21 protein-coding genes, 2 pseudogenes and 1 riboswitch are annotated in these 23,838 nt (G+C 68.8%); of the genes and pseudogenes, 8 read left to right on the forward strand and 15 right to left on the reverse strand.

What is annotated here, in order from left to right:
• Positions 1 to 321: 321 nt before the first annotated feature.
• The 4 genes from GA0115254_RS41995 to GA0115254_RS42010 all read right to left on the reverse strand — a co-directional run bounded on the left by GA0115254_RS41995 (position 322) and on the right by GA0115254_RS42010 (position 5,078).
• Positions 322 to 1,863 carry a glycoside hydrolase family 3 protein gene (locus GA0115254_RS41995; protein WP_093900520.1) on the reverse strand — a complete coding sequence of 514 codons (1,542 nt, stop codon included), beginning with the start codon at positions 1,861 to 1,863 and terminating at the stop codon, positions 322 to 324.
• A gap of 9 nt (positions 1,864 to 1,872) precedes the next feature.
• Positions 1,873 to 2,703 (reverse strand): carbohydrate ABC transporter permease, encoded by an 831-nt coding sequence (locus GA0115254_RS42000; RefSeq protein ID WP_093900521.1) that lies wholly within the window; start codon positions 2,701 to 2,703, stop codon positions 1,873 to 1,875.
• Positions 2,700 to 3,692 (reverse strand): carbohydrate ABC transporter permease, encoded by a 993-nt coding sequence (locus GA0115254_RS42005; protein WP_093900522.1) that lies wholly within the window; start codon positions 3,690 to 3,692, stop codon positions 2,700 to 2,702. The genes GA0115254_RS42000 and GA0115254_RS42005 overlap by 4 nt, the downstream gene beginning before the upstream one ends.
• A 99-nt stretch (positions 3,693 to 3,791) precedes the next feature.
• Positions 3,792 to 5,078 (reverse strand): extracellular solute-binding protein, encoded by a 1,287-nt coding sequence (locus GA0115254_RS42010; RefSeq protein ID WP_093900523.1) that lies wholly within the window; start codon positions 5,076 to 5,078, stop codon positions 3,792 to 3,794.
• A gap of 279 nt (positions 5,079 to 5,357) precedes the next feature.
• Between GA0115254_RS42010 and GA0115254_RS42015 the strand changes: the two genes are divergently transcribed.
• The 5 genes from GA0115254_RS42015 to GA0115254_RS42035 all read left to right on the forward strand — a co-directional run bounded on the left by GA0115254_RS42015 (position 5,358) and on the right by GA0115254_RS42035 (position 12,130).
• Positions 5,358 to 6,122, forward strand: coding sequence for a GntR family transcriptional regulator (locus GA0115254_RS42015; protein WP_072483818.1), 765 nt, complete (start codon positions 5,358 to 5,360; stop codon positions 6,120 to 6,122).
• 267 nt (positions 6,123 to 6,389) lie between these two features.
• On the forward strand, positions 6,390 to 6,644 hold the full coding sequence (locus tag GA0115254_RS42020; protein WP_093900524.1) for a DUF3311 domain-containing protein: 255 nt from the start codon (positions 6,390 to 6,392) through the stop codon (positions 6,642 to 6,644).
• Entirely contained in the window at positions 6,641 to 8,278 is a 1,638-nt protein-coding gene (mctP, locus tag GA0115254_RS42025; protein ID WP_093900525.1) for a monocarboxylate uptake permease MctP, read from the forward strand. Before GA0115254_RS42020 ends, mctP begins: the two co-directional genes overlap by 4 nt.
• A gap of 142 nt (positions 8,279 to 8,420) precedes the next feature.
• Positions 8,421 to 8,562, forward strand: a riboswitch (cobalamin riboswitch).
• A gap of 137 nt (positions 8,563 to 8,699) precedes the next feature.
• Entirely contained in the window at positions 8,700 to 11,111 is a 2,412-nt protein-coding gene (locus tag GA0115254_RS42030; RefSeq protein WP_093900526.1) for a ribonucleoside-diphosphate reductase subunit alpha, read from the forward strand.
• Positions 11,111 to 12,130, forward strand: coding sequence for a ribonucleotide-diphosphate reductase subunit beta (locus GA0115254_RS42035; protein WP_093900527.1), 1,020 nt, complete (start codon positions 11,111 to 11,113; stop codon positions 12,128 to 12,130). Before GA0115254_RS42030 ends, GA0115254_RS42035 begins: the two co-directional genes overlap by 1 nt.
• Here the strand turns inward: GA0115254_RS42035 and GA0115254_RS47120 are convergent.
• Positions 12,131 to 12,342, reverse strand: a pseudogene (locus tag GA0115254_RS47120) (hypothetical protein).
• An 81-nt stretch (positions 12,343 to 12,423) separates the two neighbouring features.
• Between GA0115254_RS47120 and GA0115254_RS42045 the strand changes: the two are divergent.
• Positions 12,424 to 13,398 carry a GlxA family transcriptional regulator gene (locus GA0115254_RS42045; protein ID WP_093900528.1) on the forward strand — a complete coding sequence of 325 codons (975 nt, stop codon included), beginning with the start codon at positions 12,424 to 12,426 and terminating at the stop codon, positions 13,396 to 13,398.
• 233 nt (positions 13,399 to 13,631) lie between these two features.
• Here GA0115254_RS42045 and GA0115254_RS42050 read toward each other — a convergent pair whose 3' ends face one another.
• A complete protein-coding gene (locus GA0115254_RS42050; RefSeq protein WP_370741029.1) occupies positions 13,632 to 14,045 on the reverse strand; it encodes a hypothetical protein in 414 nt (137 codons plus the stop codon).
• Positions 14,046 to 14,221: 176 nt separating this feature from the next.
• Here GA0115254_RS42050 and GA0115254_RS42055 point away from each other — a divergent pair.
• Positions 14,222 to 14,557 (forward strand): annotated as a pseudogene (locus tag GA0115254_RS42055) (ribonucleotide-diphosphate reductase subunit beta); the annotation flags it as partial.
• A 64-nt stretch (positions 14,558 to 14,621) separates the two neighbouring features.
• On the opposite strand, the gene GA0115254_RS42060 reads toward GA0115254_RS42055, so the two are convergent.
• The 9 genes from GA0115254_RS42060 to GA0115254_RS42100 form a co-directional block, all read right to left on the reverse strand.
• Positions 14,622 to 15,359 (reverse strand): D-Ala-D-Ala carboxypeptidase family metallohydrolase, encoded by a 738-nt coding sequence (locus GA0115254_RS42060; protein ID WP_093900529.1) that lies wholly within the window; start codon positions 15,357 to 15,359, stop codon positions 14,622 to 14,624.
• A 169-nt stretch (positions 15,360 to 15,528) separates the two neighbouring features.
• Positions 15,529 to 16,167: a peptide deformylase gene (gene def / locus GA0115254_RS42065; protein ID WP_093900530.1), complete on the reverse strand. Its 639-nt coding sequence runs from the start codon at positions 16,165 to 16,167 to the stop codon at positions 15,529 to 15,531.
• A 105-nt stretch (positions 16,168 to 16,272) separates the two neighbouring features.
• Positions 16,273 to 17,265 carry a tetratricopeptide repeat protein gene (locus GA0115254_RS42070; RefSeq protein WP_093900531.1) on the reverse strand — a complete coding sequence of 331 codons (993 nt, stop codon included), beginning with the start codon at positions 17,263 to 17,265 and terminating at the stop codon, positions 16,273 to 16,275.
• Between the two features lie 91 nt (positions 17,266 to 17,356).
• On the reverse strand, positions 17,357 to 18,616 hold the full coding sequence (locus GA0115254_RS42075; protein WP_093900532.1) for an HD-GYP domain-containing protein: 1,260 nt from the start codon (positions 18,614 to 18,616) through the stop codon (positions 17,357 to 17,359).
• Positions 18,613 to 20,055 carry an HD-GYP domain-containing protein gene (locus GA0115254_RS42080; RefSeq protein WP_093900533.1) on the reverse strand — a complete coding sequence of 481 codons (1,443 nt, stop codon included), beginning with the start codon at positions 20,053 to 20,055 and terminating at the stop codon, positions 18,613 to 18,615. Before GA0115254_RS42080 ends, GA0115254_RS42075 begins: the two co-directional genes overlap by 4 nt.
• A 155-nt stretch (positions 20,056 to 20,210) precedes the next feature.
• Positions 20,211 to 20,531, reverse strand: coding sequence for a mycothiol system anti-sigma-R factor (gene rsrA, locus GA0115254_RS42085; RefSeq protein WP_093900534.1), 321 nt, complete (start codon positions 20,529 to 20,531; stop codon positions 20,211 to 20,213).
• Complete coding sequence (locus tag GA0115254_RS42090; protein ID WP_189273941.1) at positions 20,528 to 21,184, reverse strand: sigma-70 family RNA polymerase sigma factor; 657 nt, start codon at positions 21,182 to 21,184, stop codon at positions 20,528 to 20,530. Before GA0115254_RS42090 ends, rsrA begins: the two co-directional genes overlap by 4 nt.
• Positions 21,185 to 21,504: 320 nt before the next feature.
• Positions 21,505 to 22,164 (reverse strand): alpha/beta hydrolase family protein, encoded by a 660-nt coding sequence (locus GA0115254_RS42095; RefSeq protein ID WP_370741030.1) that lies wholly within the window; start codon positions 22,162 to 22,164, stop codon positions 21,505 to 21,507.
• 29 nt (positions 22,165 to 22,193) lie between these two features.
• Entirely contained in the window at positions 22,194 to 23,009 is an 816-nt protein-coding gene (locus tag GA0115254_RS42100; RefSeq protein ID WP_093900537.1) for an SOS response-associated peptidase, read from the reverse strand.
• Positions 23,010 to 23,074: 65 nt separating this feature from the next.
• On the opposite strand from GA0115254_RS42100, the gene GA0115254_RS42105 reads away from it, so the two are divergent.
• Positions 23,075 to 23,788, forward strand: a complete 714-nt coding sequence (locus tag GA0115254_RS42105; protein WP_093900538.1) for a M50 family metallopeptidase — start codon at positions 23,075 to 23,077, stop codon at positions 23,786 to 23,788.
• Positions 23,789 to 23,838: the final 50 nt, after the last annotated feature.

Here is a 23,838-nt window from a genome sequence, read left to right on the forward strand (position 1 = left end):
GTCGTCCCGGACGCGGGGAGAGGGCCGGGGCACCCTTCTTGGGTGCCCCGGCCCTCTCGTATGCCGTTACGCGTCCTGCGGACGTGCTTGTCCTCAATCGCCGGACGGACTTGATCCGGCCCTCGTGCCGTGGGGCGGCGTGTCCGGGTGGACGGGGTGTCCTCGAACGCGGGGAGGGCTGGAGTTGCCGGAACAGCTTGAGTTGCCCGGGCGGCTTGGATGGTTCGTACAGCAGGCGACGCCCGTCCATCTGGACGGGCGTCGCCTGCCGGTGGTGGGGCAGGCGTGATGCGACCCCTCGTGCCGCATCACGCCCTGCTGTCAGGCCTGGGGGCGGTCCGCACCCCTGGCGATGATCTCCGCGGCCGCGAGGCCGCAGACGCGGGCCGCGCCGTGGGTGGCGAGGTGCAGGGCGCCCCTGGGGGCCGCCTGCGGGACGCCCATTTCGACCACGACCGTGTCGGGGCGCTCCGCCACCAGGGCGTTGAGGGCCTCGGCCATCCAGGCATGCCGGTGGACGTCGCGGACGACCACGACGATGCGCCGCTCCCCCGCGGCCCGCAGCACCGCGGCGACGGGTGCCTCGGTCTCGCTGCTGTACGTGTCGGTCTCCGTGCCCGGCAGCAGCCGGCCCAGCTCCGCGGCGACGCCCCACGGGGTCTCGTCGCCGACCGCGATGTTCGACGCGGAGGTGAACGCGGCAACGTAAGCGGGGTCGGTCAGCGGCTCGGCGGAGCCGGTCACCTTCACCGCGCGGCGGGCGGCGACCAGGCCGATGTCGGAACCGATCCCGGTGCCGGACGCGGTCCTCTCCTGCACTGCCGCGCCCGGCTGCGAACCGGCTCCCCCGGCCCCCCGTGTCCAGGACGCGAGGGCACGTACCCGTGCGGCCGCGTCCGCGAGCCGCTCCTCGGCGAGTTCACCGCTGCGCACCGCCGCGACCAGCGCGTCGCGCAGCCGCTGCACCGTGCCGTCGTCCTCCAGACCACCACCGACGCACAGGGCGTCGGCCCCCGCGGCGATCGCGAGGACGGAGCCGCGCTCGATGCCGTACGTCCCGGCGATGGCCTGCATCTCCACGGCGTCGGTGACGATCAGGCCGTCGTACCCCAGCTCCTGGCGCAGCAGACCGGTGAGAATCTGCGGGCTCACCGTCGCGGGGCGGTCCGGGTCGAGGGCGGGCAGCAGGATGTGCGCGCTCATCACGCACTTGGAACCCGCGGCGATGGCCGCCCGGAAGGGCACCAGTTCACGGGCGTACAGCGTCTCCAGGTCCACGTCGATGCGCGGCATCGCGTGGTGCGAGTCGATCGCGGTGTCGCCGTGCCCGGGGAAGTGCTTGGTGCAGGCGGCGACTCCGGCGGCCTGGAGGCCTTCGATGTACGCGGCGGTGTGCCGGGCCACGAGCTCGCTGTCGGCGCCGAAGGACCGCACACCGATGATCGGGTTGCCCGGGTTGGAGTTGACGTCCGCGGACGGCGCCCAGTTGAGGTTGACGCCGCACTCGGCGAGCCGGCGGCCCAGCTCCTGGGCGACCGCGCGGGTCAGCGCCACGTCGTCGACGTGGCCGAGCGCGAGGTTGCCGGGGAAGGAGGAGCCGGTACGCACCTCGAGGCGGGTGACGTCACCGCCCTCCTCGTCGATCGCGACGAGGAGGTCGTCGCGCTCGGCCCTGAGCTGGGCGGTGAGCGAGGCAACCTGCTCGGCCGACCGGATGTTGCGGCCGAACAGGGCGACGGAGGCGAGGCCTTCGTCGACCCTGCGCAGCACCCAGTCCGGGGCGGTGGTGCCGGTGAATCCGGGCTGCAGGACGGCGAGGGCGTCGCGGGTGATGGTGTCCGTGGTGGATATCAGCGTGGTCATGGAGCGGTGTTATCCCTTCACGGCGCCGTCGGTGAGGCCGCTGACGGCCTTGCGCTGCAGGAAGACGAAGAGGATGAGGATCGGGATGGCGAAGATCGAGGCCGCCGCCATGGTGGCACCCCAGTCGTCGCCGAACTGACTCTGGAACTGGGAGAGCCACAGCGGAAGTGTCTTGGCCTCGGGGTCCTTGTTGAGGATCAGAACCAGCGGGAATTCGTTCCACGCCGTGATGAAGCCGAAGAGCGAGGTGGCCATGAGGCCGGGGGCGAGCAGCGGCAGGATCACCTTGATGAAGGCCTGCGGGCGGGTGCAGCCGTCGACCATGGCCGACTCCTCCAACTCCTTGGGCACGGCGGCAACATAGCCGCGCAGCGTCAGGATCGTGAAGGGAAGCACCATCACCATGTAGAAGAGCGTCAGCGGCACCAGGCTGTTGAGCATGTCGGCATCGCGGACCAGCATGTAGATCGCGATGACCATGACTTCCCACGGGGCCATCTGCGCGATCATGAAGACCAGGATCATGCTCTTGCGGCCCTTGAACCGCATCCGGGCCAGCGCGAACGACGCGAAGAGCGCGATGATCAGCGAGAAGACCACGGCGAGCAGCGTGACGGTGAGCGAGTTCCTGACCAGAGTCAGGAAGTTCGGTGCGTGGTACGCCGTCTTGAAGTGCTCGAACGTGACGTCGGTCGGGAACCAGACCGGCGTCTCGGTGATGATGTCGCCGGTCGGCTTGAACGCCGTACTGAACATCCAGTAAACGGGGAAGACCAGTGCGGCGAAGAGGACGATCGCCGTTGCGTTGGGCCAGATGCGGCCGAGCAGTGAGCGCTTCACAGCTCGTCCTCCTCTTGCTTGAGAACGATGCGGAGGTAGTACGAGGTCAGCCCCAGCATGATCAGGATGGTCAGCAGGGAGATCGCCGCGCCCATGCCGTAGTGCTGGTTGCCGACACCCTCGACGAAGGCGTAGATCGGCAGTGTCTCGGTGAGGCGGTTGGGGCCGCCCTCACTGATGGTGAAGATCTGCGGGAATGCCTTGAAGACCCAGATGACCTCGAGGAAGGTCGTGGCGTAGAGGAAGGGCCGCAGGAACGGGAACGTCACCGATGTGAAGCTCTTCCAGACGCCGGCGCCGTCGAGCGAGGCGGCTTCGTACAGTTCCTTGGCGATGGTGGTGGTCGCCGCGTACAGGTTGATCGCCACGAACGGGATCGACTGCCAGACGATCATCAGGGTGACCACGAAGAAGGTGGAGAACTGCGAGCCGGTCCAGTTGAAGTCGGCCATCGAGTGCCAGCCGAGCTTGTCCAGCGCGTAGTTGATGACGCCGAAGCGTGAGGCGAACAGCCACTGGAACACGGTGGACGCGGCCACGACCGGCATCGCCCAGGCGAGCACCAGGCCGACCATCAGGGTGAGGCGCATCTTCTTGCCGAGACGGGCGAGCAGCAGGCCGACCAGCGTGCCGATGATCATGATCAGAACGACGTTGACGCCGGTGAACACGATCGTGCGGAGCGTGACTTTCCAGAAGTCCTCACCGGTGAGGATCTCCTGGTAGTTCTTGAAACCGTTCCACTCGGTGACATGCTGGATCAGCTGTCCCATATTGAGGTTCTGGAACGACAGCATGGCGTTCTTGACCAAGGGGTACCCGAGGAAGATCGCCGTCACCGCAAGCGCGGGGACCATCAACAGGTACGGCGCTGCGCCGATACCCACCTTCCGCTTGCTGCCCCCGTGCTGCCCGACGGGTGTCTTCCCGTCCTGCCCGCGGACTGCGACCGTCTTGGCCACATCCGAGGGATCGGTTTGCACTGCCATGCTCGCCATCTCTTCCAACAAAGCCCTACACGGAACGGTGCGTACGACCGGGGCGGCGGGTCGGGACCCGCCGCCCCGGCGCGGGACGCGCTACTGCGATTACTGCTGCTGGCCGAGGCGCTTGTTGAGCTCGCCCTCGACCTGCTTGGCGGCGTCGGCGGGCGACTTGCCCTGCAGGACCAGCGTCATGTAGGTCTTGATCGGGTTCGGCGGGTTCTCGACCGGCGCCCACTCCGGGATCAGCGGGGTGGTGCCACCGGACTTGGCGGCGGCCGGGCCGGCCGCCTCGGCGGCGGGCTGGCCGACGGTGTACTGCTGCATGGCGTCGTTCTTCGGAGACCAGCCGGCCTCCTTGATGAGCGCCCCGTCGTTCTTCTCGGAGAGCGCGATCTTCAGGAACTCCTTGGCCAGCTCCTGCTTCTTGCTGCCCGCGGCAACGGCGAGGTTGGAGCCACCGAGGAAGACGCCCTCGGGCTTGTCCGCCGTCTCACCGGGGATGGTGAAGAAGCCGATGTCGTCCTTGAGCTTCGGGTTGGCCTTGATGGCGGTGCCGGCCTCGTAGCCCATGGCGATGATGGCGCCGGTCTTGCCCTTGGCGAAGACCTCGGCCTGCTGCGGGGTGGCCTCGTCCTTGTCCTTGGGAGCCTTGGAGTAGGACTGGTACTGCTTGTACACGTCCATGGCCTCGCCGACCTTCGGGTCGGCCAGGTTGGAGACGTACTTGTCGCCCTCCTTCTTGACCGGCGAGACGTCCTTGCCGACGAGCAGGCCGTCGAAGAAGTACCAGTTCTGGCCGGGCAGGTAGATGGGCTCGGCGTCGCCCTTCGCCTTGATGGCGTCGAACGCCTTGAAGAGGTCGGCACGGGTCTTCGGCGTCTCGGTGATACCGGCGTCCTTGAAGACCTTCTTGTTGTACATGACGACGCGGTTGCCCACGTACCACGGCAGGGCGTACTGCTTGCCGTCGTATATGGAGGGCTGGTTGACGCCGTCGGCCCAGGCGGAGCCGATCTCCTTCTTCAGGTCACCGAGGTCGGCAAGGCCACCGGTCTTGGCGTACGCCGGGGTCTGGGTGTTGCCGATCTCCAGGACGTCCGGCGGGTTGGACTCGGAGAGGGCCGTGGTGACCTTCTGCTGAATACCGTTCCAGTCCTGGACTTCGATCTTCAGTTTGGCCTGGGTCTTCTTCTCGAACTCATCGGTGACCGTCTTGGTCCACCCGGGCGGGTTCGATCCGGACATCGTCCAGACGGTGAGCGTCTCGCCCTTGTAGCTGTCCGGGCCGGTCTTCTTACCGCTGTTGCTGTCGCCGTCGTCGGACCCACACGCCGCCAGGCCGATCATCATGCCCGCGACGCCGACCGCCGCGATGAGCTTGCGCTTCACGCCAAACCCTCCTCAGGGATACTGCAACCCCGCCCACCGCGAAGACATTCGACGAGTACTGCTGGGGCTGGACCTGGTCTTTAATGGTTTAGACCAGCACCGGGAGCTTGGCCTAGACCTTTAGGGGTGTCAAGGGTGTATAAGAAGTGCACTCGCGTCCGTTATAGGACCGACACCTAAGGGAGGGCGACGAGCCGTGACCGGACCGTGCCACCATGTGAGCCGCGACAGACGGAGGAGCCGGTGACGGCAGCAACGCAGCAGTCGGGAAGGCGGGCCATGGGTGCCGACGGGGGCAGTACGGAGAACGAGACGGGCGCGGCCACGCGGACGGCGCGCGTCCCGAAGTACTACCGGCTGAAGCGACATCTCCTCGACATGACGGACACCATGCCGCCGGGCACTCCCGTGCCGCCGGAGCGGACCCTGGCCGCCGAGTTCGACACCTCGCGCACGACCGTGCGCCAGGCGCTCCAGGAGCTGGTCGTCGAGGGCCGGCTGGAGCGCATCCAGGGCAAGGGCACCTTCGTCGCCAAGCCGAAGGTCTCGCAGGCGCTGCAACTCACCTCGTACACGGAGGACATGCGCGCCCAAGGACTCGAACCGACGTCCCAGTTGCTGGACATCGGCTATGTCACGGCGGACGACACGCTCGCCGGGCTGCTCGACATCACGACCGGCGGGCGAGTGCTGCGCATCGAGCGGCTGCGGCTCGCCAGCGGGGAGCCGATGGCGATCGAGACCACGCACCTCTCGGCCAAACGCTTTCCCGCGCTGCGCCGTTCACTGGTGAAGTACACCTCGCTCTACACCGCCCTGGCGGAGGTGTACGACGTCCGGCTGGCCGAAGCCGAGGAGACCATCGAGACCTCGCTCGCCACCCCGCGCGAGGCCGGACTGCTCGGTACGGATGTGGGCCTGCCGATGCTGATGCTGTCCCGGCACTCGCTCGACGGGCAGGGTGAGCCGGTGGAGTGGGTGCGCTCGGTCTACCGGGGCGACCGGTACAAGTTCGTGGCGCGCCTGAAGCGGCCGACGGACTGAGGTCCGGGTGCGTCGGCCGACCGATTCCGGCCACACACCCCCGGGCGCAACCGTCGCGGCCCCCGTGGAATCCATCACTCCACGGGGCCGTCGGCACGCCTTGGTGCAGACCAAGCGTCGAACGTTTGACAACATTCTGAACATTCGCACCCGCACACAGGACCGTTGCCGGACCGCAATGCGGACAGGGGGTGACGGTGACCGGGAGCCTCCCCTAGATTTCCTGCGCATTACACCAGGTGATCAGCGAGGGGACGGAGTCGCCGCATGCCAGCAGGCCCAGAAGGAAAACCGCCCACAGTCACACCTGTGCGGGTGGTCATCGCCCTCTGTCTCATCGCGCCGTTCGTGGCGATGCTCTGGGTGAGTTCGTATGCGAAGGTGGACCCCACCTTCATCGGTATTCCGTTCTTCTACTGGTACCAGATGCTCTGGGTGCTGATCTCCACCGCACTCACGATGATCGCGTACAAGCTGTGGCAGCGTGACCAGCGCGCCCGCAAGGGGGGTGCGTCGGCATGAAGGACGGCGTGAACGGCGTCGCGCTCGGCGTCTTCATCTTCTTCTTCCTGGCCGTCACGGTCATGGGCTTCCTGGCGGCGCGCTGGCGGAAGGCCGAGAACGACGCCAGCCTCGACGAATGGGGCCTGGGCGGACGTTCGTTCGGCACCTGGGTCACCTGGTTCCTGCTCGGCGGCGACCTGTACACCGCGTACACCTTCGTCGCCGTTCCCGCGGCGATCTACGCGGCGGGCGCAGCAGGCTTCTTCGCCGTGCCGTACACGATCCTCGTGTACCCGCTGATCTTCACCTTCCTGCCGCGGCTGTGGTCGGTCTCGCACAAGCACGGGTACGTGACCACCTCGGACTTCGTCCGCGGGCGCTTCGGCTCGAAGGGGCTCTCGCTGGCGGTCGCCGTCACGGGCATCCTCGCCACGATGCCGTACATCGCGCTCCAACTCGTCGGCATCCAGGCCGTGCTGGACGTGATGGGCGTGGGCGGTGGGGAGAACACCCACTGGTTCGTCAAGGACCTGCCGCTGCTGATCGCGTTCGCGGTGCTCGCCGCGTACACCTACTCGTCCGGTCTGCGGGCGCCCGCGCTGATCGCGTTCGTCAAGGACGGACTGATCTACCTGGTCATCGCGGTGGCGATCATCTACATCCCGATCAAGCTCGGCGGCTTCGACGACATCTTCGCCAAGGCGGGCGAGGCGTTCTCCCAGACCAACCCGGCAACCGGCAAGCCACGCGGCGCGCTCGCGCCGGGCGAAGCCGGCCAATGGGGTTACGCCACCCTGGCGCTGGGCTCGGCGCTGGCTCTCTTCATGTATCCGCACTCGATCACGGCGACGCTCTCCAGCCGCAGCCGCAATGTGATCCGGCGCAACACCACGATCCTGCCGCTGTACTCGCTGATGCTGGGCCTGCTGGCGCTGCTCGGCTTCATGGCGATCGCCGCCGGCATCAAGGTGGACAACGGACAGCTGGCCATCCCCCAGCTGTTCGAGAACATGTTCCCCGACTGGTTCGCGGGGGTCGCGTTCGCCGCCATCGGCATCGGCGCCCTGGTGCCCGCCGCGATCATGTCGATCGCCGCGGCGAACCTCTTCACCCGCAACATCTACAAGGACTTCCTCAAACCGGACGCGACCCCGGAACAGGAGACGAAGGTCTCCAAGCTGGTGTCACTGCTGGTGAAGGTCGGCGCGCTCGCCTTCGTCCTCACCATGGACAAGACGGTCGCGATCAACTTCCAGCTGCTCGGCGGGATCTGGATCCTCCAGACGATGCCGGCCCTGGTCGGCGGCCTGTTCACGCGCTGGTTCCACCGCTGGGCGCTGCTCGCGGGCTGGGCGGTCGGCATGGTGTACGGGACGGTGGCGGCGTACGGGGTCGCGAGCCCGACCCAGGCGCACTTCGGCGGGTCGTCCAAGGAGATCCCGGGCATCGGCGAGATCGGCTACATCGGTCTGACCGCGTTCGTGCTGAACGTGGTGGTGACGGTGGTGCTCACCTTCGTCCTGAACGCCGTGAAGGCACCCGCCGGGACCGACGAGACCTCCCCGGCCGACTACACGGCCGACGCGGGCGACAAGGGCGTCCAGGTGGAGCTCCCGCCGGCCACGGCAGGGGCGCCGGGCGGCGGCCACTGACGACCGCTCCCACAGCCGTAGGACGGCCCGTCGAGGCCCCTCCAGCGGGGCGCGGCGGGCCGTCCGTGCGCTCAGCGGCGGGCCGTACGCGCATCCCGAATTCTGTTGCGCGACACAACATGTGGGGGCTGTCTGATCGGGCGGCCCCCACATGTATGCTCGTGCTCGCTGTCGCCGCAGGGAAATCCGGTGCGAATCCGGAACTGTCCCGCAACGGTGTATTCGGTGCGCTTTTGCGCACCCTCAAGTAAGTCCGAGGACCTGCCGACAGCGCATCCGGCTCGACCGAACCGGATGCCAGACGTCCGGGCCTCGCGGATGGGCCGGTGGACGCCGTAATGAGTGCTGCCCGACGCGGGCCCGCCTCTGCCCGGCTGCCCCGCTCCCCGCCGGCCCCGAGCCGAGCGAGGGAGAGCACCACGTGACCATCGCGCCAGCCGATCCGGCTTCAGTCGCCGTGTCCGAAGCGGCCGAGTCCGAGGGAACCGCACACGACGGACCGGGGACCGCACTGCTGCGGACCCTGACCGACCTCACCGTCGATCTGCCCGACACCGACCCCGGTCGCGTCGCCGCCGCCGCGCTGCGCGGCCGCAACGCCCGGTCGGACGAGGCGGAGTTGCGCTCGCTGGCCACGGAGGCCGCCGCGGGGCTGATCTCCGAGGACCCCGCCTACTCCCGGCTCGCGGCCAGGCTGCTGACCCGCACCATCGCGGACGAGGCGGCGGGCCAGGGCGCGGTGTCCTTCTCCGCCTCGGTGGCCGTCGGGCACCGGGTGGGCCTGATCGCGGACCGTACCGCCGAGTTCGTCGCGCTGCACGCGGCCGCGCTCGACGCACTGGTGGAGGGTTCACTGACCGACGGCGCCGACGACCGCTTCGGTTACTTCGGGCTGCGGACCCTGCACAGCCGCTATCTGCTGCGTCACCCGCACACCCGCCAGGTCATCGAGACGCCGCAGCACTTCATGCTGCGCGTCGCGGCCGGGCTCGCCGAGGACGACTCGAAGCGCGCCCTGGACGAAGTCGCGGCACTGTACGGGCTGATGAGCCGGCTCGACTACCTGCCGTCCTCGCCGACCCTGTTCAACTCCGGCACCCGGCATCCGCAGATGTCCTCCTGCTATCTGCTGGACTCCCCGCTCGACGAGCTCGACTCGATCTACGACCGCTACCACCAGGTGGCACGGCTCTCCAAGCACGCGGGCGGCATCGGTCTCTCGTACTCCCGCATCCGCGCACGCGGTTCACTGATCCGCGGCACCAACGGGCACTCCAACGGCATCGTGCCGTTCCTGAAGACGCTCGACGCCTCCGTCGCCGCGGTCAATCAGGGTGGCCGCCGCAAGGGCGCCGCCGCCGTCTACCTGGAGACCTGGCACGCGGACATCGAGGAGTTCCTGGAGCTGCGCGACAACACGGGCGAGGACCAGCGGCGTACGCACAACCTCAACCTGGCGCACTGGATCCCGGACGAGTTCATGCGCCGGGTCGACACGGACGGCGACTGGTCGCTGTTCTCCCCCGCCGATGTGCCCGAGCTGGTCGACCTGTGGGGCGACGAGTTCGACGCCGCGTACCGCGCAGCCGAGGCCAAGGGCCTGGCCCGCAAGTCGATGCCGGCCCGAGAGCTGTACGGCCGGATGATGCGTACCCTCGCGCAGACCGGCCAGGGCTGGATGACGTTCAAGGACGCCTCCAACCGGACCGCGAACCAGACCGCCGAGCCGGGCCGCGTCGTCCACTCGTCGAATCTCTGCACCGAGATCCTCGAAGTCACCGATGACGGCGAGACGGCCGTCTGCAACCTGGGTTCGGTCAACCTCGGTGCGTTCGTCGCCGACGGTGGCATCGACTGGGAGCGGCTGGACGCGACGGTCCGCACCGCCGTGACCTTCCTCGACCGGGTCGTCGACATCAACTTCTACCCGACCGAGCAGGCCGGCCGGTCCAATGCAAAGTGGCGCCCCGTCGGCCTGGGAGCGATGGGTCTGCAGGACGTCTTCTTCCAGCTGCGACTGCCGTTCGACTCCCCCGAGGCCCGCGCGCTCTCCACGAAGATCTCCGAGCGGATCATGCTCGCGGCGTACGAGGCGTCCTGCGAGCTCGCCGAGCGCTCCGGCCCGCTGCCCGCGTGGTCCCGGACGCGTGCCGCGCGCGGTGTGCTGCACCCCGACCACTACGACACCGAGCTGAACTGGCCGGAGCGCTGGGACGCGCTGCGCGCCCGGGTCGCGAAGACCGGGATGCGCAACTCTCTGCTGCTCGCCATCGCGCCGACGGCGACGATCGCCTCGATCGCGGGTGTGTACGAGTGCATCGAGCCGCAGGTCTCCAACCTCTTCAAGCGCGAGACGCTCAGCGGTGAGTTCCTCCAGGTCAACGCGTATCTGGTGGAGGAGCTGAAGCAGCTGGGCGTGTGGGACGCGCGGACCCGTGAGGCACTGCGCGAGGCGAGCGGTTCCGTACAGGGCTTCGCCTGGATCCCGGAGGATGTGCGGGCGCTGTACCGCACGGCGTGGGAGATCCCGCAGCGCGGTCTGATCGACATGGCGGCGGCCCGCACGCCGTTCCTCGACCAGAGCCAGTCGCTGAACCTGTTCATGGAGACGCCGACGATCGGCAAGCTCTCCTCGATGTACGCGTATGCCTGGAAGAAGGGGCTGAAGACGACGTACTACCTGCGCTCGCGCCCGGCGACCCGGATCGCCCGTGCGGCCTCCGGCCAGGCCTCGGCCGCCGCCCCCATTCCCGTGCAGCAGGCCCAGGCTCCCGACGCGGACGCGATCGCCTGCTCCCTCGAAAACCCCGAGTCCTGCGAGGCCTGCCAGTAATGAGCTCCACCAACTCCGAGAAGAACCTGCTCGACCCGGGCTTCGAACTGACTCTGCGGCCCATGCGCTACCCGGACTTCTACGAGCGCTACCGCGACGCGATCAAGAACACCTGGACGGTGGAGGAGGTCGACCTCCACTCCGACGTCGCCGACCTCGCCAAGCTTTCGCCCGGCGAGCAGCACATGATCGGCCGGCTCGTCGCGTTCTTCGCGACGGGCGACTCGATCGTCTCCAACAATCTCGTGCTGACGCTGTACAAGCACATCAACTCCCCCGAGGCGCGGCTGTATCTGTCGCGGCAGCTCTTCGAGGAGGCCGTGCACGTCCAGTTCTATCTGACGCTGCTCGACACGTATCTGCCCGATCCGGACGACCGTGCCGCCGCGTTCGACGCGGTCGAGGAGATTCCGTCGATCCGTGAGAAGGCGCAGTTCTGCTTCAAGTGGATGGACTCGGTCGAGAAGATCGAGCGGCTGGAGACGAAGGCCGACCGCCGTCGCTTCCTGCTGAACCTGATCTGCTTCGCGGCGTGCATCGAGGGCCTGTTCTTCTACGGCGCGTTCGCGTACGTCTACTGGTTCCGCTCGCGGGGTCTGCTGCACGGTCTCGCCACGGGCACCAACTGGGTTTTCCGTGACGAGACGATGCACATGAACTTCGCGTTCGAGGTCGTGGACACCGTTCGCAAGGAGGAGCCGGACCTCTTCGACGACGAGCTCCGGCAGCAGGTCACCGACATGCTGAAGGAGGCTGTCGACGCGGAGCTGCAGTTCGGCCGGGACCTGTGCGGCGACGGACTGCCGGGCATGAACACCGAGTCCATGCGCCAGTACCTGGAGTGCGTGGCCGACCAGCGGCTCACCCGGCTGGGCTTCCCGACCGTCTACGGCTCCGAGAACCCGTTCTCGTTCATGGAGCTGCAGGGCGTGCAGGAGCTGACGAACTTCTTCGAGCGTCGGCCGTCCGCCTACCAGGTGGCGGTGGAGGGCTCGGTCGCCTTCGACGACGACTTCTAGCTAGATCCTGGCCCAGCTTCTGAGGTAGGGGCGCCGCGCAGCCGTGACGGGCCGCGCGGCGTCCGCCGTTTCCGGGGGCGCGTCCCCCGTTCCCGTTCCGCTTCCCGCAGCTCGCGGTCGATGCGGCGCTCCCGGGCGAGCCCGGCGAGAGTGGGCAGCAGAAAGAGGGCAATAAGTGCGGCTATGCCCAGGACGTTCAGGAATGTGTTCATGCCTCTACTCTCGTCGGCACGGACGGATTGCGGCAGTGGCAGGACTGTCATAGAGCATCGAATTACTGCCACACTTGCCCCATGCTGAAAAATGTCGCCGTTCTGCTGCTCGACGAGGTCCATCCCTTCGAACTGGGCGTGCTGTGCGAGGTCTTCGGCCTCGACCGCAGCGACCAGGGACTGCCGGCCCACGACTTCGCCGTGGTCTCCGCCGAGGGCCCGGTGCTCCGGACCCACGCCGGCTTCACCATCAGCACGCCGTACGGCCTCGACCGCATGGAGGAGGCCGACCTCATCGCCGTGCCGGCCGGCAGCCACTTCGCGGACCGGGACTACCCCGAAGAGGCCCTCGACGCCCTGCGCCGAGCCGTGGAACGGGGCGCCCGGGTGATGAGCGTCTGCTCCGGCGCATATGTGCTCGGCGCGGCCGGACTGCTGGACGGACGCCGCTGCACCACCCACTGGCGCCACGCCTCGGAGCTGGCCCGCCGCTTCCCGCGGGCCGTCGTCGAACCCGATGTGCTGTACGTGGACGAGGGCCCGGTCATCACATCGGCGGGCACGGCGGCCGGGATCGACGCCTGCCTGCACCTGATCCGGCAGGAGTACGGCCCCGATGCCGCGAACGCGCTCGCCCGCCGCATGGTGGTGCCGCCGCACCGGGACGGCGGCCAGGCGCAGTACATCGAGCGGCCGCTGCCCCGCACCCCCTGCGACACCGTCGGCGAGACGCTCGCCTGGATGGAGCGCCACCTCGACCAGGAGATGACCGTCGAGCAGCTCGCCGCCCAGGCGCACATGTCGCCGCGCACCTTCGCCCGTCGCTTCCAGCAGGAGACGGGCACCACTCCGTACCGCTGGCTGCTGCGCCAGCGGGTACTGCTGGCACAGCACCTGCTGGAGACATCCGATGAAACGGTGGACACCATCGCCGGGCGCACCGGCTTCGGGACCGCGGCCGCCCTGCGCCACCAGTTCGTGCGCTCCTTGGGCACCACGCCGAATGCGTACCGCCGCACCTTCCGTGGCCCGGGCGCAATGGTCGAAGTGGCCTGATCCACAACAGATCTCGCCCTTCGGCATCGACCAGTGGTGGCCGGCCCCTGATTGAGGTCAGCCGCCGGTCGGGCACCAACTGCCCGCCGACCTCCGAGGACAGCCGGCTGCGGGCCGACCGGCTGTACGGCGGCATCGCCGCGTAATGGGGGGCGAGGCTACTCGGGTCACTCGGCGGGCAGTTCAGGTCGCAGCACAGCTTCCGGTGTCATTCCGATCGGAGTGGCTGGAATTTACGCGTTTCCGTTCTTGTAGACGGGGTGGTAGTCGGTCGAACCGTTGACCTTCACGACCCACACCTTGACGGGAGTTCCTTCGACGATGTCGCCGGTCGCATAGCCCGAGCAGTACGGGGAGGAATGCCCGCGGGTGCTGACCGTGCGGTCGATGTGCCCGTCGCGGTTGATGTCGAGCCGGACCTCGATGCCCCAGCCGTCTGCAGCAGTGTCACAGGCTGCGATTGCGTCCCCGGGCGCGTCGCCGTAGCCGATCGGGTCGGGACCCGGGTCGTAGTTCCAGACGCCGTACCCGCCGCCTTCGTAGGCGCCATAGGTCCACCCTGCGGCAGACGCGGAGTTGGCCGTGACCAGCCCCAAGGCGAACGCGCACAGTGTGATGGAAGCGGCTCGCACCTTGCTCAACTTCATGCGGTTTCCCTCTCTTTGTTGCCTGAGCCCGGCCGTTCCTTCTTCCAAAGAACCCGGCGGGCTCCTGATGGGCACGCTGAAGCTAACAGACGGCAATCTTGCTGGTGCATGGGATTTTCAGATCAGTGGTTTTCGATCAGGGACGTGTGTCGGGAGCTTCGAGGTGACCACTTGCGATTCCGGGTCGGTACGCCTCCTGGCTGCACGGAGCAGAGTTCGCCGGGGTCACGCAGGACACTGTGAAGGAGGCCGTGGCCGCGGAGCTCCAGTTCGGCCGGGATCTGTGCGGCGACGGACTGCCGGGCATGAACACCGAGTCCATGCGCCAGTACCTGGAGTGCGTGGCCGACCAGCGGCTCACCCGGCTGGGCTTCCCGACCGTCTACGGCTCCGAGAACCCGTTCTCGTTCATGGAGCTGCAGGGCGTGCAGGAGCTGACGAACTTCTTCGAGCGTCGGCCGTCCGCCCACCAGGTGGCGGTGGAGGGCTCGGTCGCCTTCGACGACGACTTCCAGAACCTGACCGCCGGACGCACGTGTGGGACCCGCCGTTGCCGGCGGGCCCCACCTGTGTGCGTCAGATGCCGCAGTTCGGCGCCGACCAGAAGTGGCTGGGGCCCTGGTTGACGTGGACGTGGTCACCGTGGTCCGGGTAGCCCGGGCCGAGGATCCCGTTGAAGCCGTGATTGCGGGCCTCCTTGGCGAGGGTGCACAGGGCGTGCGGTCCGGCGCCGAGATCGGCCGCGTCCCCGTACAGATGACGGCTGTTGGCCGCGCCGCCGACCGCACTGTTGCAGGAGGTGGAGCGGAAGCCGCTGGTGATCCGGATCGACTGGTCACCGAGGGCGTGGCGCAGCGCTTCCAGCTTCCACATGGTGCTCAGGGCGTTGGCCTTCGCCGTGCCCGCCGCGACGGCACCACCCGCCCAGGTCGTATTGCACTGGTTGTGCTCGGCGTACGTGAAGTGGATCGGGGTGCAGTCGTTGTCCTGGAGCTCATAGATCTTGGCCTGGGTGGCCGGTCCCGCGATGCCGTCGGCAGCGAGGCCGTAGGCGGCCTGGAAGCGCTTGACGGCGGCGGTGGTGGCCGGTCCGTAGGAGCCGTCGACGGCGAGCACGGAGTTGTAGCCGGGGTAGCCGGCCACCCGTATCTGGAGCTGGACGACGTCATTGCCGGTGGCGCCGGGGGACAGTGTGCGGGTCCAGGTGTAGCAGCCGTCGGCCTGTGCGGTGCCGGCGGTCACCACGGCCCCACCCAAAGCGAAAGCCATGGTCATGACAAGACCGAGCAGGAGTCGTGCGGTGCGTCTGAGCATGAGGGGCTCCCTACCACGACGGAGATGTGGTGAGAGAGCTTGTCGGACGAGTTGACGCGCGTCAACTACACACGAGCAAACGAGAGTTGACGATCCACGCAGGGACGGAAACGGTGGGCCCGGCCGCCCTCGCAAGGGAGACCGGGCCCACCCGGCGGCAATCGGATGCTCAGTCGTTCGGCACGGTCTCGTAGCGCGGCGTGTTCTCCGCCATCTGCCTCAGCGCGTCCTTGCGGTCCCGCTTCGAGAGCCGGTCGATGTACAGGTATCCGTACAGGTGGTCCGTCTCGTGCTGGAGGCAGCGGGCGAAGTAGCCGTTGCCGCGGATCTTGACCGGGTTGCCCTTGGCGTCCTGTCCGCGGACCACCGCGTAGTCCGGGCGGGCCAGCGAGGCGTACGCCGTCGGGACGGAGAGGCAGCCCTCGTTGGAGTCGTCCAGGACCCGGTCCTCGGGCGCCAGCTCCTCCAGCACCGGGTTGCAGACGGCGCCCACGTGCCGCACACCGTCGTCGTCCGGGCAGTCGTAGACGAAGACCTTCAGATCGACGCCGATCTGGTTGGCGGCGAGGCCCACGCCCTCCGCCGTCCGCTGGCTCGCGAACATGTCGTCGATCAGCCGGCCCAGCTCGTCGTCGAATTCGGTGACGTCCTTGCACTCCCTGTGCAGTACCGGGTTGCCCACGACCGTGATCGGGCGGGAGGTGCCGCGCTCACGATGTGCCGCCTCGCGCGCCTCACAGTCCTCGGTGTCCACGACGAAACCTTCGTCGTCGACGCTGATCTGCTCGTCCGTCTCCTGCTGCGCCATGTCCGCCGTACGCCTTCCTCAAAACCTGAAACCCGGACATCCGATGGACCGGGGTCCGGGCACCCGAGCACCGCGATCGGTGCCCGTACAGCCTACGGGCACCGGTCAGCAGACTTCTTCGAGATCCCGCCACTCACGGCTGTCCGGGCTGTCCGCCACCCAGCCGTCCAGCAGTCCGCGCACCAGTCCGGCCGGTGCCGCTATGCCGCACTCGCGCTCGGGCACCCACAGCTCACCGGCGGTGCGGTGCCCCAGCGGGCCCGGATGCCCCGGCTCACTGTGGTCGTGCGGGTCCAGGTGCTCGCCGTCGCCCTCGTCGCTCTCCATCCTGCTCTCCGAGCAGGCCCGGCAGAGCAGCCGCACGGAGGACGACCAGTCCTCGGCGGCGAACCCTGCGTCGGACGCCAGCTGCTCCAGGGCGTCCCGGTCCGCCTCGGTGGCCGCTTCGAGCAGCACGACCCAGGTGGGTACGGGGGACGGCGCCCACAGCTCGATCTCGTCGAAGACGGGGTACGCGGGTCCGGCGGCGGTGACCCGCTCTCCGTGCGGCACGCCGTCGTGCAGGACGACCTCGCCCCAGCGGCGGCCGGACGACGGCAGCGGGATGGAGAGCACTTCCATCCGGGCCGGATCGAGCCTGCGGCCCCAGACGACCTCTGCCTCCCCCTCCGGGGACAGCCGTACCGCGGCACTGCCCAGCTCCATGCCGACCGGCTCGCTGTTGGCCGCCGAGGTGTACTGGCCCGCGCCCGGCACCTTGAGGCCGTACGCCTGCCAGGCCCGGCGCGCCAGCGGCCAGTCCTGCAGTGCGGTGGCGGCGATCCCGACGTTCCACCAGTCGGGAGCACCGGATTCCTTGTCGAGCAGCGCGACGGCCCTCAGGCCGGCTGCTCTCGCCTGTTCCCAGTCATGCCGGAATTTGTGCAGCAGCGCCAGGTTGAACCATGACTCGGAGAGCCAGGGTTCCAGGTCCGCCGCACGTGTCAGCAGCGCGCCCGCGTCCTCGTACCGGCCGTCGCCGATCAGCGTGAACGCGCGGTCCGTGGCCTGCCGCCAAGAGGCGGAGGGCCGATGCCGTACCTTCCCGAAGATCCTCACGATTCCCGCCTGTCCCGACTGGACACCCTCGTTTTCCGCTCCTCTTCGCATCCAACCATGCCGGGCCGGACACCCGCTCATTACCCATGGGTTACCCAGGCAGGACGGGGGTCGGACCGCCCCGGGCCAGGACCCTGGCCAGTGATTCCACGACCTCGGGGTGATAGTCGTGACCGGTACCGAGCCTGAGTTGTTCCAGCGCACCCAGCGGCCCGATGAGACTTTCCCCGCAGAGGTCGTCGTATGCGTTGACGGCCCTGACGATCCTGGCGGACAACGGCTGCTCGCGATAGGGGTCGGCCTGCCGTTCCACCACGACGGCGACCTCGGTGTCCACCCCGGTCTGCCGGACCACTGCCCCTCCGAGCAGCGCGATGCGGCGCTGCTCGGCGGCGGGCAGGGTGGCCGTCGCCCCCTCCGGGACCGGGTCGACGAGGGAGAGCTGGCCGATGTCGTGCATCAGGGCCGCGTACTCCAGCACGGTCAGCTCGCTCCCGGAGAGCCCCAGCTCACGTCCGACGGCCGCGCAGAGCACCGCGACCCTGCGGGCATGCCCGGGTGGGGTGTATCCGGCGATCTCGGTGGACCGGGCGAGCGAAGTGATCGTCTGCCGGTAGGTGGTGCGCACGGCGACGAACCGGCGGAACGAGACCTGGGTCAGCAGCAGCGGTACGCACAGGACGGGCAGCGCCCACAGCCCGGCGGCGGCGACCCCGAGGGCCATCACGACCCCGGTCGCGCAGACCGCCGACCCGATGCCGATCAGGGCGCGCAGCTCGTCGGAGAGCAGCGGCCCGTACGGATGGTCGGTGCGCGAGCGCAGCAGCAGGGCGGCGAGCACGGCGTCGCACAGGGCCGTCAGGACGAGGAACAGAAGCATGAAGAGTACGTAGTACGGGCCTTCGCCGAACCAGTCCGCGGCACGACCGGAGTTGTACAGCGGCTGGAAGCACACGGAGGCGAAGGCGACGGTCAGAATGCGGCGGGCCACCCGGTCGGGCGCGGGTCCGCTGCCGCGTGCCACATGGGGTACACAGGCGACGAGCAGTGCCGCGACGAGTACGGCCACCACCTGGAGGACGCCGTGGGTGGTGGGGGCACCGCCGCTGCGGCCGAGGAGGGCGTACGCGAGTGCTCCGGCGGCTCCGAGCGGCGCGGGCTCACGCTCGCCGGGAAGCGCACCCCAGCGGGCCAGTTCACCGACGGTGATGAGCACCCCGAAGGCGAGGGCGTGTCCGGGTTCGTGGACACCGTCCCAGAGGGTGTGGCCGAGCCCGGCGACGGCGAGCATCGCGGCTGCGCCGTGGACGGCGAGGACGACGAGGGGAAGCCGCGTCCCGACCCGGGTCATCGGCGACGGTCCGCGGACGGCTGCAGACCGGGGGCGCCGGGATCGTCCGGCGGTTGCGGACGAACCAGCCCCCGGACGGCTCCGGCGCCCCCGTCCGCCGCCCCCTCCCTCCGCGGCCGCCACATCGCCTCGTCCGCCGTCACCGCCACCGTCGCTGCCGACCACCCGTGCCGGTCCACCGCCCGCACCAGCGCCCGCACCATCTGCGGATCGAACTGCGTACCCGCACACCTCTTCAGCTCTTCCAGCGCCGCGGGCACCGGTCTCCCCCGCCGGTACGACCGGGTCGACGTCATCGCGTCGAAGGCGTCCGCCACCGCGACGACCCGTGCGAACTCGGGGATCTCCCGGCCGCTGAGCCCGTACGGGTAGCCGCTGCCGTCGAGTCGTTCGTGGTGGTGCAGGATCGCGGCCCGCGCCTCACCGAGGAAGCCGATGCCGCGGACGATCTCGTGCCCGTACTCCGGATGCAGTTCGATGACCCGCCGCTCCTGAGGCGTGAGCGGTCCGTCCTTGCGGAGCACCCGGGTGGGGACGCCGAGTTTGCCCACGTCGTGCAGAATGCCGGCGAACCGGAGGACCTCCATCCGGTCCTGGTCCATGCCCAGTTCACGGGCGATGAGGACGGAGACCTGCCCGACCCGTTCGCTGTGACCGCGGGTGTACGTGTCCTTGATGTCGACGGCCTGCACCAGCGCCCTGATGGTGGCGCGGTGGGCGGTGTGCTCACGGTGGTACTGGGCGAAGACCCAGCAGGAGATGTACATCGGCAGCAGGACGATGAGCGCGGACAGCGGCCCGTACGGACCGCGCCACAGGACGGCCATCATCAGCCCGGCGAGGCCGTGCACCAGATGCGGTCCCAGCGAGCGGGACAGCAGTCCGCTCCAGGCACGCCGGAAGGGCAGCCGTTCGGCCGCGACCAGGATGGAGCCGTCCAGAGCGGTCAGGACGAGGCTGAAGGCCAGGGCGGCGGCGCAGGCGGGCAGCAGGGCGTACGGGAGGTCGGGGAGCCGGTCGGTACCGGTACCGGTGCCGCCGAGCGTGGCGGCACCTCCGAGCAGACCGTGTACGGACGAGGCCGCCCAGACGGTGACGGCGAGCTGTGCGGTCCGCCAGACACGCCGTGCGGTGGCGGGCGGAGCCTCCACCCGGCCGACGAGTGATCCGGGGATCGCGACCAGGGCGGCCGCGGCCGGCGGCAGCAGAAAGGCGGCGGCGAGCAGCAGCGGAAAGAACGATCCGGCGCCGATCGGCACGGAGCTGCCGAAGAAGGGGCAGCGCCCGGCGAGTTCACAGACCAGATAAAGCCCGGTGAGCAGTCCGACGGTGGCCCACGGGCCCCCGGCGCCCGTTCCCAGCGCGGGGAGCACACATGACAGGGCGCCGACCGCGGCCGTCAGAATGTACGCGCGCGCCGCCCCGCGTGTGCCTCCCACCCGCCCCGCCCGCCCCTCAACGTGCTCAATGAAGGCGCCAGGCTAGCGAGTTGTGTGTCCCGTCGAGCGTCGATGAGCCCGATTAGCACATTCGGGTGATGTGCGCGGGACGCGGGCGATACGGGGGTGCGGCTACGAGTGACGGCCGCCGGGCGTCACTCCTTGGCGGCGGTCGGCTGACCGGTCTCCGACGCCGTCACGTCCTGCTCGGGCACCGCCTGCCCCGAGCGGATCAGGTCGATCCGGCCCATCACCTTGGAGCGCAGATCGGTCGGCACGTCGTCCTGGCCGCAGCAGCGCTTCACCAGCTTCTTCACGGCCTGTTCCAGGCCGTACTTCTCCAGGCACGGGGAGCACTCCTCGAAGTGCACCTCGAACTTGGAGCAGTCGCTGTCGGGCATCTCGTGGTCGAGAAACTCGTAGAGATGATCGAGGACCTCTGAGCAGTCCGTCTCGTGCGGCTCTCCGCAGCTCATGAGCCCGAGCCTTTCCGATCGTCCGACTCTCCGGCACCGGCCGGGACGAGCCCGCGCTCACGGGCGTAGTCCTCCAGCATGCCGCGCAGTTGGCGGCGGCCCCGGTGCAGTCGGGACATCACCGTACCGATGGGAGTCCCCATGATGTCCGCGATCTCCTTGTAGGCAAAGCCCTCTACATCGGCGAGATATACGGCGATGCGGAACTCTTCGGGGATCGCCTGCAGAGCAGACTTCACATCCGAGTCGGGCAGGTGGTCGAGAGCCTGCGACTCCGCGGAGCGCAGACCGGTCGACATGTGCGACTCGGCGCGCGCCAGCTGCCAGTCCTCGATCTCCTCGGCGGCGCTGCGCTGGGGTTCGCGCTGCTTCTTGCGGTACGAGTTGATGAACGTATTGGTGAGGATGCGGTACATCCACGCCTTGAGGTTGGTGCCCTCACGGAACTGGTGGAAGGACCCGTAGGCCTTGGCATACGTCTCCTGGACCAGGTCCTCGGCGTCTGCGGGGTTGCGCGTCATGCGCAGCGCGGCCGAGTACATCTGGTCGAGGAAACCGAGAGCGTCCCGCTCGAAGCGCGCGTTGCGCTCGGCAGTCGTCTCCTGTGCGCGGCCGTCGTCGGTCCCTGTGTCGGTCCCAGTGACCGGACCCACCTCCTCCAACGCTGTGGCGGAGCCGAAACCGGACCCGCTCGAATCGGAGAATAGTCGACCTTGCTTCGAGACGGGCTGTCGATCCGATCCGCTCAGTGCCCGCTCGGGAGTGGTCTTGGCCGCATGCAGGACCGTCCACTCCAGGTCAGCGGCGTTCGAGCGGCGCGGGCAGATGGTCGAACCCATGCGACGGACTCCCTCTCCACGTACGACGTTGATGTACCGATGTCAGCCACAACAGTGGCCCCTCGCTCAACATTCCCGGGGTGCGCCCGGGCTTCCCCAGCGGCTGTGAGCGACTCCACTCGCAGGGGCATACGTCAGACGAGGGTGGACAGCCACGCAGCCACGGCGGTGGTGAGGATCTCCATCGCCTGACCCTCGGTCAGGCCGGACCTCTTCGGTACGGCGAACCCGTGGTCGCCGTACGGCACCTCGGTGATCTCGTACTCACCCGGAGGGAATTCGGCCGGCCGCCCGAACGGGTCGTTGCCGCCCTGGACGACGAGCGTGGGTACTCCGGATCCGAGGAGCTCGTCCTTGCGGGACTTCTCCGGCTTCCCCGGAGGATGCAGCGGAAAGCTGAGCGCGAGGACGGCGTGGGCACCGAGCTCCGCCGCCGTACGGCAGGCCACCCGTGCCCCGGCGCTGCGCCCTCCCGCGACGACGGGCAGCCCCGCTGCGGTGAGCGCGGGCCACAGACCCCGCCATCCGGTGTCCAGGGTCTTCGGGGCGGGCGCGAGCTTCTTGCCGGCGACCCGCCACGGCTGCTCCACCAGGGCGACGGTCACCCCGTGGGCGGGCAGTGCGGCGGCCAGGGCCCGCAGGTCGCGGGTCTCGATGCCGCCACCCGCGCCATGACTGACCGCGAGCACCAGGCGGGCGTTCTTCGCGTTCTCGGCGGGCAGCCAGGTGATCCTGGCCGGCCCGGCTTCCGTGTCGACCGTCTCGGCCCTGCGGCCTGTCTCTGCAGTACTCACGCACCCCATCCTGCCCGGTCGGAAAAGGCTCAGAAGAGCGTGCTCGCTTCCGGCGCGGCCAGCTCCTCCAGCAGCTCGGGACCGTTGTTGCGGACGTTGCTGACGGCCGTGGCCACCGGATAGGCCCGCATCAGGCCGCCCGGCGGCGGTGTGAGCAGCCCCTTCAGCTCCTCGACGTCGGTGCGCGACGGGTCGAGCCAGGCGTCCCACCGGTCGGGGGTCAGCATCAGCGGCATCCGGGGGTGGATGTCGGCGAGCGCGGCCGGGCCCTCGGCCGGGGCGACGGCGAGCGGGGTGGTCTCCGCCTCGGTCGTGATCACCGAGCAGGTCACCCACCAGGCCATCGGATGATCGTCCGGCAGGGTCCGGTCGCGCCAGAACTCGTACAGTCCGGCCATCGCGAAGACCGATCCGTCGGCGGGTGTCACGAAGTAGGGCTGCTTGCGCGGCCGCTTCTTCCTCCCCTTCTCCTCCAGCTGCCGCTCATCCGCACCGGTGACCCACTCGTAGTAGCCGTCGGCAGGCAGAATGCAGCGCCGCGAGACGAAGGGGCGGCGGAAGGACGGCTTCTCGTGGACGGTCTCCGCACGGGCGTTGATCAGGCGCGCGGCACCCTCGGGGGACTTCGCCCAGGACGGTACGAGCCCCCATTTCAGGGCGCGCAACTGGCGAACCGGACGCTGGTCGTCTGCGTCTTTCACAGGACGTTCCAGTACGGCGTAGACCTCCTTGGTCGGCGCCACGTTCCAATCGGGCGCCAAGGTCTCCGCCGGTTCCCACTTCTCGACCTGGAAGAGTCCGGTCAGATCCTCGGGCCGCCGACTCGCTGCATACCGTCCGCACATAAGTGCCAGACTGCCACGACCGTCACGACGACAAGACGCCGATACCGCAAGGAGCCGCCCACGCCATGGACAGCACCGATCTGGGCAATCTGTGGGACCGCGTCTTCGGCACCCAGCCCGCGCCCGAGCAGTGGCTGGTGGTGGTGACCGGAACGCTCGCACTGATCGCCGTCGTACCGAACCCGATATGGCGGCTGAGCCGCAACGCGATCACCATCGCGCACGAGGGCGGGCACGGGCTGATCGCCCTGCTCACCGGACGACAGCTGTCCGGCATCCGGCTGCACTCGGACACCAGTGGGCTGACGGTCAGCCGCGGCAAGCCGACCGGCATCGGGATGATCCTGACCGCCGCTGCGGGCTACACCGCCCCGCCGCTGCTGGGGCTGGGCGGGGCGTGGCTGCTGGTCGACGGCAGGATCACACTGTTGCTGTGGGTGGCCACCGCACTGCTCGCGGTGATGCTGGTGATGATCCGCAATGTGTACGGGGCACTGACGGTGATCCTCACCGGGTCGGCCTTCCTGCTGGTGTCCTGGCTCGCCTCGCCCGCCGTGCAGTCACTGTTCGCATACACCGTGGTCTGGTTCCTGCTGCTCGGCGGCGTACGCCCGGCCTTCGAGCTCCAGTCGAAGCGCCGGCACGGCGGTGCGCCGGACTCGGACGCGGACCAGCTGTCGCGGCTGACGGATGTACCGGCCGCGCTCTGGCTGTTCCTCTTCCACGCGGTGTCGCTCTGCTCACTGATCGGCGGCGGGCGCTGGCTGCTCGGTATGTGAGGGCCGGTGCCGCCCGGCGACGCCTACCACGCTTGCGTTACATACCGGTT

Source organism: Streptomyces sp. Ncost-T10-10d (assembly GCF_900091955.1).
Lineage (GTDB): Bacteria > Actinomycetota > Actinomycetes > Streptomycetales > Streptomycetaceae > Streptomyces.

Bases quoted from the DNA above. Each gene is read 5' to 3' on its own strand.
- GA0115254_RS41995 (WP_093900520.1), bottom strand. From the start codon at position 1,863: ATGACCACGCTGATATCCACCACGGACACCATCACCCGCGACGCCCTC.
- GA0115254_RS42005 (WP_093900522.1), bottom strand. From the start codon at position 3,692: ATGGCAGTGCAAACCGATCCCTCGGATGTGGCCAAGACGGTCGCAGTC.
- GA0115254_RS42015 (WP_072483818.1), top strand. From the start codon at position 5,358: ATGGGTGCCGACGGGGGCAGTACGGAGAACGAGACGGGCGCGGCCACG.
- GA0115254_RS42020 (WP_093900524.1), top strand. From the start codon at position 6,390: ATGCCAGCAGGCCCAGAAGGAAAACCGCCCACAGTCACACCTGTGCGG.
- mctP (WP_093900525.1), top strand. From the start codon at position 6,641: ATGAAGGACGGCGTGAACGGCGTCGCGCTCGGCGTCTTCATCTTCTTC.
- GA0115254_RS42035 (WP_093900527.1), top strand. From the start codon at position 11,111: ATGAGCTCCACCAACTCCGAGAAGAACCTGCTCGACCCGGGCTTCGAA.
- GA0115254_RS42045 (WP_093900528.1), top strand. From the start codon at position 12,424: ATGCTGAAAAATGTCGCCGTTCTGCTGCTCGACGAGGTCCATCCCTTC.
- GA0115254_RS42050 (WP_370741029.1), bottom strand. From the start codon at position 14,045: ATGAAGTTGAGCAAGGTGCGAGCCGCTTCCATCACACTGTGCGCGTTC.
- GA0115254_RS42060 (WP_093900529.1), bottom strand. From the start codon at position 15,359: ATGCTCAGACGCACCGCACGACTCCTGCTCGGTCTTGTCATGACCATG.
- def (WP_093900530.1), bottom strand. From the start codon at position 16,167: ATGGCGCAGCAGGAGACGGACGAGCAGATCAGCGTCGACGACGAAGGT.
- GA0115254_RS42075 (WP_093900532.1), bottom strand. From the start codon at position 18,616: ATGACCCGGGTCGGGACGCGGCTTCCCCTCGTCGTCCTCGCCGTCCAC.
- rsrA (WP_093900534.1), bottom strand. From the start codon at position 20,531: ATGAGCTGCGGAGAGCCGCACGAGACGGACTGCTCAGAGGTCCTCGAT.
- GA0115254_RS42100 (WP_093900537.1), bottom strand. From the start codon at position 23,009: ATGTGCGGACGGTATGCAGCGAGTCGGCGGCCCGAGGATCTGACCGGA.
- GA0115254_RS42105 (WP_093900538.1), top strand. From the start codon at position 23,075: ATGGACAGCACCGATCTGGGCAATCTGTGGGACCGCGTCTTCGGCACC.